Source organism: Paucilactobacillus salsurae, assembly GCF_054784995.1.
The window spans coordinates 154,965-166,818 of the sequence record NZ_BAAHWX010000002.1; the positions used below are offsets into that span (position 1 = coordinate 154,965).

An 11,854-nucleotide genomic window follows, 5' to 3' on the forward strand; every position below is an offset into this window, starting at 1 on the left:
CACGATTTTGCTTTTTAATTTGTATTATTTTTTCCAGAAATGGTTATTTAGTAACATCCAAGAGGTTATTGCTGCTAAAATCAACATGACGATGAGGGTTAATTCCCAGCCAATAGGTGAATGCTCAAACGGGATGGCAACATTTTGACCAAAGAAGCCAAAGACAATTGACGGAATGGTTAACACAATTGAATAAACCGTCAAAAATTTCATCGTATTATTTAAATCATTATCCAAGACTTTAGAATAGGCATTAGAGACACGGTCAATCACATCCGAGGTCATTTGGGCCATTTCTAGTCCTTGCTGAGCCTCGACAATGACATCGTCCAAAATTTCTTGTTGTTGTGCTGAAAGCTGGTTGGAGCGACGCTTTAATTCTAACAACAAGGAAGTATTGCCACGTAGAGAAGTTAAAATATAAACTAAACCAGTTTCAATCGTCACAAATGAATCAATAGCATTGCGACTGGTCTTTTTTTGAAGTTCTGTTTGAATTTCTTGCCGTTTTTTGTCTGCGTGGTGAATGGGCTCAAAGTAGGCGGTTGATAAGTGATACAAAACAGGAAGAATAATATCAAGTTGATTAGTGTCAGCTGGTGTCTTAGCAGATATTTTGATTTGCTTGAGTAACACGTCATCAACAAAAGCTGTCTGCGAACTGGTGAAAGAAATCAGGTTATTCGTGGTAAACATAAAACTTACCGGTGCCGTTTGCGGGCGCGTATCACTAATTGGTGGGCAAAAAACGTCAAAGATCAATAGCATGATGTTGGCATCTTGATCAACTTCGACTCGCGCTCGTTCATCAGGGTCAATGGCATATTCCAACATTTCTTGTGTGACTTCATATTCAGTTACGAGTTGGCGTTGTTCTTCAGGGGTTGGATTTTCAACGTTAATCCATTTTGAAGACGGACTCAACGGGGTTGTGGCTAACATTTGACTACTCCTTAGTATTCTTTGACACTAAGTAAACACTTCTTTAGTTTAATTGTAAAGAAGTGTTTATCTTGTTAATTAACGTCGGTTATTAGTACAATATAAGTTAATTAAAAATATAGGAGAACATCATGTGTACAAGTATTTTACAAATTGCTAAAGATGGCGTTCATGTTTTATCGCGTACAATGGACTGGCCAACACTTGAAAACGCGCCAATGTTTGTGCCCAGAAATTTTCAATGGCAGACATCATTTAGTCATCGAACAATTGAAAATAAATATGCGTTAATTGGTGGGGGAAATTTGCGCCGTGAACGAATTGATGTTTCAGATGGTGTCAACGAGTTTGGGCTCTGTGCGCAAAAATTAACATTTGCTAACGGCGCTCAATTAAATGATGAGATTGATGATAGTAAGGTTCAGATTGCACCATTTGAATTTATTTTTTGGGTGTTAGGTAACTTCAAATCAGTTGCTGATATTCGTGAGCATATTGATACAGTGCAACTCATGTCTGATAAATACAGCGTGACAAAATACGGCGAACCAGAACTACATTTTGCGCTAGTTGATACAACTGGGGATATCGTCGTTATTGAACCTACTCAAACACCAATGAGAGTAATTGAAAACCCACTAGGAATCGTCACCAACAGCCCTAATTTTGAACGTCAAATTGGACGGTTAGAAAAGTATATGCAATTTACACCTGCATTTGAAAAGGGGCAAGTGCCATTGAATACAGCTAAAGTTTCAACTGGGAACTTATCTGGTAAGTCAATTCCACCTGGTTCTTATTCGCCTGGCGCACGTTTTATTCGTGCAGCTTATTTAAAGGAACGCGCAGACCAACCACAAAATGAAGATGCCGCAATTGTATCAAGTTGGCATTTATTAAATAGCGTTAGTGTGCCTCGTAATTCTCAACATCAGCACACATTTTCAGTGTATCGTGCGGCCACTGTAGCAGAAAGTAGAAGCTATTATTTTCAGTCTTATAATCAAGGCGAAATTACTAAATTGCAATTGAAACCAGAAATGTTAGCCTGGACTGAACCAAAAGTTTATCAAGTACCAGACGAGTTAAGGGTTAACCAATTAAATTAATTACGATTAACCCTAGAAACATGGCAATTAGTATCAGTAGATTTGTGTATCGATAGAAGGATAGTAAACCAATCCATTCGCGAATGCTGGCTGTTGGAAAAAAGCGCCAGTTTGATTGGCTACCCACAGCTGTAATTGTTAAGTGCTGTTTGCGCGCATAAGCCAAGATACGTAACGTGTGGTAATTGTTCGAAATGACGGCGACGGGCATTTTTAGGTGTTGTTGACGAATGATGCGTTGTGCATTTGCGAGATTTTCCCAAGTATTACGTGACTGGGATTCCGTAAAAATATAATGTGAATCAATTCCTTGTTTCAGCGCATATTCTTTCATGGCAGCTGCTTCACTGACAGTTTCATCAGGTCCTTGTCCACCAGACATAATGATGGTAGGGGCCTGTTTTTGAATTCGATATATTTTCAATCCCAGCGTTAATCGATGCTGTAATTCTGGACTAATTTGCGACTGATGAGTCAAGCCAGCTCCTAAAATGACAATCGTTTTTAATTGCTGGGATTTTTTTGTTAAAATGCCGTGCCAAAATAAGCTGAAGTAATAGGAAGTTAGTGAAGTTAGTAAGAAAATGGCAATAATACTTATCAAATTCAACCAAAGTGGAACATTTACTGAGAATAAATTGGCCACGATTAATGGAATACCAATTAAGATGGCAATACCACAGATAACAATTAGTGATTTTAATAAAAGTGACAGTTTGCGGATCAGTCTTGAAACTTTAAAAATTAGATAGTAAAGTGAGTAGACTAACCAAATTGTTAATGCAATTAACCAAACAAGGATTAATTTATCATTTAATTGCAGTATTAAATAACCACACAAAATGGTGGAAATCCAACCGGCACAAAGAAACCAAGATTTAATTAGTGCTAATATTAAAAAGATGAACAACAGTAGTAATAACAAAAAAACAGTCCTTTATTTTGGAGTCATGCGATGCACAACGAATGGGTAATCAATCAACATGTTAATATAAATCAGACCACTTTACGACAGTTATTGCAAACTGACTGGTTAATTCCACGGCGAATTGTGCATTATTTACGAATTAGACAAGATGTGTTGGTTAATGGTCATTATCAACCGATGAACACAGAGGTAAATCTGGGTGATGAAATTAAACTACATTTTGTTGCAAGTGATTTTAGAACAGCAGTTTCTAATTATGTGACAGATGCGTCAGTTGTGCCGGAAGTTTTGTTTGAAAATGACAATTTACTAGTTGTTAACAAACCCAGTGGTATCAAATCTCATCCGAATTGGGCGGCTGAAAAAGGCACGTTAATGAATTTTGTTGCTACGTATTTAAAAAAATCTGGTACCCAACCATATATGGTTCATCGAATTGATCAGCAAACTAGTGGTGCAGTTGTGATTGCCAAAAATCCGGTGGTTGTTCCTATTTTAGATCGATTGATTGCTCAAAAAAGCATTCAGCGAATTTATTTAGCCATTGTGCATGGAGCATTACCCAAGCAGCAAGGTCAAATTGATTTGCCGATCGGCCAGAATCCTGATGATCAACGCAAAAGAAAAATTAATGGATTAAATGCTCAAAAAGCATTAACATACTATGAAGTATTAGCGAGTAATGATGATTATTCATTAGTTCAGTTAACTTTAGGGACCGGGCGCACCCACCAAATTAGACTGCACTTACAATCATTAGACTGCCCAATTGTGAATGATCCATTGTATGGAAATGATACAGGGGCAGCGCCGATGTTGCTACACGGTCGTTATTTAAAATTAATACTGCCATTTGAAATGAGTCACTTAACAATAACAGCACCAGTACCAAACTATTTTCAAACAGCTTTGGATCAACTACTATCACCATCATCAAGTCATTAAGGAGATTATCGATTGGCACTTTTAGAAAAACTATATGGTCCATTTTTTGACCTGCATAACTGGACGAGTGTCATCTCCTCTGGACAAGATTGGCTAATTATTTTTTCGTTAGTCATGATCGAATGTTTGTTGTCCGTTGATAATGCCATCGTTTTAGCGGCACAAACCCGTGTCTTACCCACGTTAAAAGAACAAGAAAAATCGTTATTTTATGGTCTCTGGGGTGCCTACCTCTTTCGCTTTTTAATCATTGGTATTGGCGTCTATTTGATCCACATTTGGGAAATCAAGGTCATCGGGGCACTATATTTAATGTATTTGGTTTACCGCTTTTTTCATCACAAGTTATTTGGGAAAAAACCTAGTAAAGAACCAAAGGAACGCAAACATCGTATTTTACCTTTATTTTGGTCGGTTGTGATTCAAATTGAAGTGATGGATATTGTCTTTTCCGTTGATTCTGTCTTGGCGTCATTAGCCATTTCTTCCAATCCAGTGATTGTTTTAATTGGGGGCCTGATTGGTATTTTATGCATGCGTGGGATTGCAGAAATCATTATGAATTTAATGCGTAAAATTCCGGAATTGGAACCGATGGCTTACGTTTTGATTGCAGTGATTGCTGTTAAGTTATTTTTAACCATCCCAATGATTGATATTGAAATTCCAACGGACTGGTTTGGTTTATTTATCATTATTATGTTTATCGGCACTTTGATTGTCCATCTTATCAGAAGAAATATTGCCAAAAAGGAGGTCAAATAATGGCGCAAGTTGCAACGAGTGAAAATTTTCAAGAATTAACCACAGCACCCATAGTCATTGTTGACTTTTGGGCACCTTGGTGTGCACCATGTAAAATGGTTGAACCAGTTCTTGATCAACTTGAACAAGAATACCATGAAATAAAGTTTGTTAAATTTAACGTTGATGAAGATCAAAATTTGGCCATGAAATACAAAGTGATGAGTATTCCATCTTTAGTTGTTTTTAAAGACGGAACGGCCACTGAAAAAGTAACGGGTGTTTATCCGAAAGCTAAACTGGCACATTATTTTGAGAAAAAAATTAGTGAAACAAAAAAAGAATCGTGATTTTCACGATTCTTTTTTGATTAAGGTAAAGTATGACCGGCTGCAAAGTAAATATCATACCATTCTTGCTTTTCTAGTGTGATGCTAGCACCAGCAATACTTTCTTTTAAGTGAGTTGGATTCATTGAACCTAACACAACTTGAATGTTGTGAGGCAAACGTGTAATCCAAGCAGTCGCAATCGCATTTTTTGTTACGTGATATTTATCAGCAATTTCTTGCAATTTAGCGTTTAATTCAGGGAACTTTGGATTATCGATAAATGGGCCTTCAAACATGCCATATTGGTAAGGTGACCATGCTTGAATGTTCATTTGGTGAAGACGCAAATATTCAAGTAAACCGCCGTCGTGATCGATACTATCTGGATCACTCATGTTGACGTGAATGCCACTATCAATCATGCCGGTATGCATGACCCCAAATTGAAGTTGATCGACAATCAGTTTTTGATTGAGATAATTTTGAACCAGATTAATTTGACTACTATTAAAGTTTGAAACACCAAAATGTCTAACCTTTCCACTAGCTTGGAGGGTATTAAAAGCGTCGGCAATTTCTGCTGGATCCATCAGTGGATCTGGTCGATGAAGTAGAAATGAATCAAGATAATCGATATCTAAGCGTTTTAAAATACCATCAACGGCTTCAATTAAGTGATCTTTGGAAAAATCATAGCGGGCACCGAAAACTAAATCACCAGTACTGCGCTTAGGATCTAAAATGATCCCACCCTTTGATTGAATGTAAATGTCATCACGATTAAACGAAGCTTGTTTAATAGCGGCACCAAAGGTTTCTTCGGATTTTCCGTTTTGATAAATATCGGCAGCGTCGTAAAAATTAACGCCATTATCGTAAGTTGTTTCAATGACTTTTGTTGCATCGTCAACACTTAAAGATCCCATTCGCATGACGCCAAGTGCAACTTGGGATGCATTTAAACCACTGTTTCCAAGATTAACTTTTTTCAAGATCTTAACCTCCTAAAAGTAAATTCAAGTTTAGTTTAGCATTTTTCGTGCAGGACTGATAGGATTAAGACATAAATGAAGGGGTGATCGTATGAAAATCGGATTTATTGGTACAGGCGTCATGGGCACAGGTATCGTTAACAATTTGCTTAAAGCAGACAATGAGGTTGTTGTTTATAATCGCACCAAAGACCACGCACAAAAAGTGATTGATCAGGGTGCAAAATGGGCTGATACGCCGGCCCAGGTAACTAAAGAAGTCGAAGTGGTGATGACGATGGTCGGCTATCCGCAGGATGTTTCTGAAGTTTATTTTGGCGACCAGGGTATTTTTTCTGCGGTTACTAGCCATCAAATCCTAGTTGATATGACCACTAGTACACCAAGCTTGGCTAAACAAATTGGCGAGGCTGGTGAACAGCAAGATGTGTTAGTTTTGGATGCACCAGTTTCCGGCGGTGATGTGGGGGCCAAAAATGCAACATTGACGATCATGGTTGGTGGTCATCAGAAAGCCTATGAGCAATTAAAACCACTTTTTAGCCAAATTGGGCAACAAATGAATTATTTTGGTCCATTTGGAAGCGGCCAACATGCTAAAATGGCCAATCAAATCATGATCGCGGGGACGATGACAGGCTTAACTGAAATGCTAGTTTATGCCAAGGCTGCTAAGTTAGATTTAAGACTTGTTTTACAAACGCTGAGCAGTGGTGGAGCTGATAATTGGAGCATGGATAACTATGTGCCGCGCATTTTAAAAAATGATTATACACCAGGCTTTTTTGCTAAGCATTTTCTCAAGGATTTGCGTATTGCCCTTGATGAGGCAGAAAAAATGAAACTTGATCTGCCAGCTACAACACAGGCTAAACTACTATATGAACAGTTGGTTGATGACAAACATCTTGGTGACGATGGAACCCAAGCTTTAGTTAAATTATGGTGGTCAAAATAAAAAACAGCTACATCCGTTGATGTAGCTGTTTTTGTGTGGTTAATATTAACCAACTAGTTCAAAAAAACTGTATAGTTTTTCAGCGGTTAAAGCTTGTTTTTCGGCGCCGGTATAATCGGCGACAATTTGACCATCATTTAACACAATGAGTCGATTGCCAAAGGTGAGCGCATCTTCTAAATGATGGGTAATCATAAGTGCGGTGAGTTTGTCTTGCGTGATACGCTCATTCGTCGCATGCAGCAATTCCTGGCTAGTCCGTGGATCAAGGGCTGCGGTATGTTCATCTAATAAAATCATATCTGGTCGTTTCAGCGTCGCCATTAAGAAACTGAGTGCTTGGCGTTGTCCACCAGACAAATCGCCCGTTGCTGTGTTCATTCGTTCTTCTAAGCCATTATTCATAGTGGCAGCCAATTTAGTAAATTCATCCATGTGTTGATTCAAATGGCGTGGAATTAACCGTCGCTTTTGGCCACGTTTCATGGCGAGTAAAAGATTTTCAGCGACTGTCATTCGTGGTGCAGTGCCAAGCTTTGGATCTTGGAATACGCGACTTAAAAAGGTGGTTCGTTGTTCTTCACTCAAATGAGTAATGTCGTTTCCATGCAATAAAATTTGACCTTCATCAGCTGCTAAATTGCCACCAATGACGTTAAACAAGGTCGATTTACCAGCTCCATTAGAGCCAACAATCGTAATGAAGTCACCTTCATTAATGGTCAGATTTAAGTGTTTTAAAATTTGTGTTTCATTCACAGTGCCTGCGTTCACGACTGTGACAATATCTTTTAACTCTAAGATTGGTTTAGTCATATGACTTTACCCCCTTTTTGAAAACGTGATCCAAATGTAAGGCTGAACGCATTTGTGGTAACATCATGCACAATGCGAGAACGATTGATGACAGTAAGTTCAAATCGTTTGCTGAGAAACCAATTTGGAGTACAGCAAGTAAGATTAAACGATAGATAATACTACCAAGAGTCACAGCAACTAGTCGTTGGTTGAGCGTTAATTCGCCAAAGACCACTTCACCAATAATGATGGAGGCGAGGGCAATGACAATGGTACCAATCCCCATATTAATATCAGCATAGCCATTACTTTGGGCGACTAAAGCACCGCATGCACCGACCATTCCATTAGAAACCATCAAACCCATGATTTTCATGTTATCGGTATGAATTCCTAATGATTTGGCCATTTTTTCGTTATCACCTGTGGCAATAAAGGATTGACCGAGATCAGTTTGTAAAAAGAAAATTAAAATGGCTGTGATAATGACAATCACAAACATTCCCAACGTCACGCTATCAAAATAGGTGGGTAAGTTAACTAACATCTTTGATTTTAAAAGTGTTTTTTGACCAAGTAGGGATGTATTTGATTTACCCATAATTCGTAAATTAATTGAGTACGCTGCGGTCATCGTTAAAATTCCAGCCAGTAAGATTGGAATCTTACCCTTGGTATATAGAAGACCAGTAATTAAACCAGCAACCATACCCGCCAGAAAAGCGAGAATGGTGGCATTGAGCGGCGAGACGCCGTGCACAATTGCAGTGACAGCGGTAGCAGCTCCCAGTGGAAAGGTGCCTTCAACGGTCATGTCGGCAATGTCCAAAATTCTAAATGTTAAAAATAATCCTAATCCAAGTATCGCCCATAACAATCCTTGTCCAATTGCAGATACGATTAAACCCATTAGCGATACACCTCCCCATTTTCTTTAGCTTCGTGTAAGAATTTAGCTGGCACTTTAATGCCTAATTTTTTAGCTTGTTTCAAGTTAATTGTGGCATCCCCGTGGCGAATGTAATTAATTGGTGTCGTTGCTGTTTTCTTTTCACCTTTTAAGATTTGCCCGGCTAGTTTGCCACCACGCACACCCAATTTATACTGATTGATACTGTAGGTTGCGAGGCCACCATCTTTCACCATTGTGTCAACGGTTGGAAAAATTGGCTTTTTAGCAGCATTGGCGTTTGCAACAAGTGTTTGCATGGCACCGGCAATTGTATTATCGGTCGGGACAAACACAGCATCAACTTGTGTCATCATTTGTTGGGAAACCTGATTCAAATCATTGCTGTTTGAAATGGAATAAGATTTAACGTTGACGTGTTCTTTTTTACATAATTTCACGAATAAGGCATGTTCAGCAACCGCTGAGCTATCACTGGACGTATAAATAATGCCTAATGTTTTCATGTGGGGCATAAATTCTTTGATCAATTTCAATTGTTCGAGTAGTGGCGCTTGATCTGAAATACCAGTGATATTGCCACCTGGACGTTTATTGTTTTTCACTAGACCAGCATCTTGTGGATCAGTCACAGCTCCTAAAACAATTGGAATTTTGCTGGTTGCGTTGGCTAAAGCTTGTGATGCGGGAGTGGTAATACCAACAAGCACATCATTGTGTTCGTTAACCAATTTGGAACTCATGGTTTTCAAATTGCTTTGATCACCTTGGGCATTTTGGTAATCAATTTTAACCTTCTTACCAGAAAAGCCTTCTTGTTTTAATCCTGCAACAACCCCTTTATGAATTTGGTCTAACGCGGGGTGATGCATCAACGTTAAAATACCAACAGTTGGCGTTTTTTGCGAAGTTGCGAACCCACCTTCCTTAAAGTAGGCAACGCCTAGAAATACTAGAATAATTGCGATGAATGTGTATATTCGTTTCATACTATATAACCACCTTTTCAAGAAATAAATAATTGCCAAAAACAAAAAACCAGAGGACTTCATGAAGGCCTCTGGAAAAGAAAAAGCCTGCATGATATCACTCCATGCAGACTTAATTAAAAAAGCAGCCAGCACAGATACAATCTGAAACACAGGTTGTATCTGTCAAAAGACTACAACCCGTTACCGGCTTTGCCAACGATTATTCAGTTGTGAGGGTTGTGTTGCCATTGCTGATTGCTCCTAACGTTGTCTTAATATGCTAAATTATAGAGTTAAGTAATTTGATTTGTCAATAAAAAATTCAAGTATTTTATTTTTAATTAAAATAAAATTAGAAAAAATGCCTTGATAATGCAAGGTCAGAGTTGATTAACTAAATTAAATTAAAAAAAAATGAGAAAAAGTTGTTGACAAATTATTCTGATTGTTTGTATACTAATCTCAACAATTTGATGAAAGCACGTGTCACTTGAACCATGGAGTAGCACTTAGCGAAATTTTCAGAAAGCATCGTAGTTGAGAAGATGTATTTTCCTAAGTGTCAAAGATGATTCATAGCGTTAGTCTCATTTGAGAGACTAGGGGAAGATACCCCATACAATATCGAAGTATTGCAACCGTGCAGTACTTGCTAAGGTAGTATATGTGAGTATGCTACAAATTAGGGTGGTAACACGCAAAAAGCGTCCCAATTGGTCATTAAGACTAATTGGGACGCTTTTTCTTTCATCAAATTAAAATAAACATAGAACTAAACGACTCACAACACATAATTTTGTTACATAGAAAAGGAAGGATGATTGAAATGACATATGAAAATTTTAGAACTACGAACGTGAGCTGGCCGCATTTATCGTCCTTACGAAGCTTTTAAAGATGACAGTGTAGAAAAAATAATAATTGGTTTTTGAAAGGATGATATAAATGAAATACGGTGTAATTGGTGCAGGTGCAATGGGTGTTCGTTTCGGAGTTATGATTCAAGAAAATGCAGGTTGCGAAGTCGATTTTATTGATACTTGGGAACCTAATGTTGAAAAGATTCACGAACAAGGTGGCGTTTACGTTGCTCGTGATCACGAAAATAAACATATCGTACCGGTCAATGTTTATTACCCAGAAGATTACAAAGGTGATCCAGATGCTTGGATTATTTTTGTTAAGCAAATGCAATTAGAAGATGTCATGAAACGTTGCGCACCAATTTTTAAAGATCATCAAATCGCATTTTCAGCTATGAATGGAATGGGCCACTTTGATGTCATTAAAAAATACTTTCCAGAAGATAAAATTATCGGTGGAACTGCAATGATTGCGACCGTTTTCAACGGCCCTGGTGATGTTGATTTCATGGGTGCCACAGGAACTGAAGTCATGCATGTTTGCAATTATAATGAAGAAGTTAACAACTATACCAACGCGATTGAAACAGATTTTAAAAATGCCGGCTTAGGACCAGTAGTCACACAAAACTTCATGGGCACCATGATGTCAAAAGTTGTTTTCAACGCTGTTGTTAACACATTATGCACGATGTTCGAGATTCAAATGGGTCAATTTATTGAATATCCTGGTGTTCGTAAGATGGCCACCCAAATGTTCAATGAAGCCTACGACGCCTGTGAACGTGCTGGCATTAAGTTAGTTGAAACTAGACAAGAAGAAATTGATTCAGTTGAAACGGTTAGTCATGCCTATGCTTACCACTATCCATCAATGTATCAAGATTTCTCAAAGAATCGTCCAACTGAAGTTGACTACATTAATGGTTATATTGCAAAAATTGGTCGAGAACATGACTATGTCTGCAGAACCCACGAGTTTGTTGTGGATGAAGTTCACTTAGCTGAACAAATGAGACAATTTAAAGATCGGTTTAAAGTTGAAGAATCGAACAAAGTTGAGATAACTGAATAAAAAAATAAAAAAATTGATTTTTACCGATAAAATGGTAAAAATCAATTTTTTTCCTTAGCGGTTTGTGATTTTTTAAGCATTTCTGCAATTATAAGTTTAATACTCATTTCACGAACTTAAAAACGGTAAAGTTGCTATTCCTTGGGGCTCTAAGAAACTTTTAAATAATAAGTAATAAAAAAATTAATGAAAAAATGAGAAAAATCTCATAAAAAAGTTGATGCATTTTTTCACAAAATCGTTGACACATTTTTTGGAAAGCGCTATCATTATGTCGACGTCAAATA

General features: G+C 37.8%; 12 protein-coding genes. 6 read left to right on the forward strand and 6 right to left on the reverse strand.

All coding sequences use genetic code 11. The annotated features are described in order from the left end of the window. Nucleotides 1-24: 24 nt before the first annotated feature. Entirely contained in the window at nucleotides 25-942 is a 918-nt protein-coding gene (locus ACYVQZ_RS02740; RefSeq protein WP_461239863.1) for a magnesium transporter CorA family protein, read from the reverse strand. 131 nt (nucleotides 943-1,073) lie between these two features. On the opposite strand from ACYVQZ_RS02740, the gene ACYVQZ_RS02745 reads away from it, so the two are divergent. Next, the gene (locus ACYVQZ_RS02745; RefSeq protein WP_461239864.1) at nucleotides 1,074-2,051 is read left to right on the forward strand and encodes a choloylglycine hydrolase family protein; all 978 of its coding nucleotides are present in this window, start codon (nucleotides 1,074-1,076) and stop codon (nucleotides 2,049-2,051) included. On the opposite strand, the gene ACYVQZ_RS02750 is transcribed toward ACYVQZ_RS02745, so the two are convergent. Continuing rightward, complete coding sequence (locus ACYVQZ_RS02750) at nucleotides 2,035-2,976, reverse strand: YdcF family protein (protein ID WP_461239865.1); 942 nt, start codon at nucleotides 2,974-2,976, stop codon at nucleotides 2,035-2,037. The two genes, ACYVQZ_RS02745 and ACYVQZ_RS02750, sit on opposite strands and share 17 nt — an antisense overlap. 30 nt (nucleotides 2,977-3,006) lie before the next feature. On the opposite strand from ACYVQZ_RS02750, the gene ACYVQZ_RS02755 reads away from it, so the two are divergent. The 3 genes from ACYVQZ_RS02755 to trxA are packed head-to-tail and all read left to right on the forward strand — an operon-like array spanning nucleotide 3,007 to nucleotide 5,018. Further along, complete coding sequence (locus ACYVQZ_RS02755) at nucleotides 3,007-3,924, forward strand: RluA family pseudouridine synthase (protein ID WP_461239866.1); 918 nt, start codon at nucleotides 3,007-3,009, stop codon at nucleotides 3,922-3,924. Nucleotides 3,925-3,936: 12 nt separating this feature from the next. Continuing rightward, complete coding sequence (locus ACYVQZ_RS02760; protein ID WP_461239867.1) at nucleotides 3,937-4,689, forward strand: TerC family protein; 753 nt, start codon at nucleotides 3,937-3,939, stop codon at nucleotides 4,687-4,689. Then, nucleotides 4,689-5,018, forward strand: a complete 330-nt coding sequence (gene trxA / locus ACYVQZ_RS02765; RefSeq protein ID WP_461239868.1) for a thioredoxin — start codon at nucleotides 4,689-4,691, stop codon at nucleotides 5,016-5,018. The genes ACYVQZ_RS02760 and trxA overlap by 1 nt, the downstream gene beginning before the upstream one ends. 20 nt (nucleotides 5,019-5,038) lie before the next feature. Here trxA and ACYVQZ_RS02770 read toward each other — a convergent pair whose 3' ends face one another. Beyond that, nucleotides 5,039-5,992 (reverse strand): aldo/keto reductase, encoded by a 954-nt coding sequence (locus ACYVQZ_RS02770; protein WP_461239869.1) that lies wholly within the window; start codon nucleotides 5,990-5,992, stop codon nucleotides 5,039-5,041. A 91-nt stretch (nucleotides 5,993-6,083) separates the two neighbouring features. Here ACYVQZ_RS02770 and ACYVQZ_RS02775 point away from each other — a divergent pair, with 91 nt between their 5' ends. Continuing rightward, a complete protein-coding gene (locus ACYVQZ_RS02775) occupies nucleotides 6,084-6,950 on the forward strand; it encodes an NAD(P)-dependent oxidoreductase (RefSeq protein ID WP_461239870.1) in 867 nt (288 codons plus the stop codon). Nucleotides 6,951-6,995: 45 nt separating this feature from the next. Here ACYVQZ_RS02775 and ACYVQZ_RS02780 read toward each other — a convergent pair whose 3' ends face one another. From ACYVQZ_RS02780 to trpX, 3 genes are read right to left on the reverse strand one after another with little or no spacing between them, the layout of a single operon-like run. Further along, on the reverse strand, nucleotides 6,996-7,766 hold the full coding sequence (locus ACYVQZ_RS02780; protein WP_461239871.1) for an ABC transporter ATP-binding protein: 771 nt from the start codon (nucleotides 7,764-7,766) through the stop codon (nucleotides 6,996-6,998). Beyond that, nucleotides 7,759-8,658, reverse strand: a complete 900-nt coding sequence (locus tag ACYVQZ_RS02785) for an ABC transporter permease (protein ID WP_461239872.1) — start codon at nucleotides 8,656-8,658, stop codon at nucleotides 7,759-7,761. The genes ACYVQZ_RS02780 and ACYVQZ_RS02785 overlap by 8 nt, the downstream gene beginning before the upstream one ends. After that, nucleotides 8,658-9,647, reverse strand: coding sequence for a tryptophan ABC transporter substrate-binding protein (trpX, locus tag ACYVQZ_RS02790; protein ID WP_461239873.1), 990 nt, complete (start codon nucleotides 9,645-9,647; stop codon nucleotides 8,658-8,660). The genes ACYVQZ_RS02785 and trpX overlap by 1 nt, the downstream gene beginning before the upstream one ends. Before the next feature lie 927 nt (nucleotides 9,648-10,574). Here trpX and ACYVQZ_RS02795 point away from each other — a divergent pair. Then, on the forward strand, nucleotides 10,575-11,567 hold the full coding sequence (locus ACYVQZ_RS02795) for a ketopantoate reductase family protein (protein ID WP_461239874.1): 993 nt from the start codon (nucleotides 10,575-10,577) through the stop codon (nucleotides 11,565-11,567). Nucleotides 11,568-11,854 lie beyond the last annotated feature (287 nt).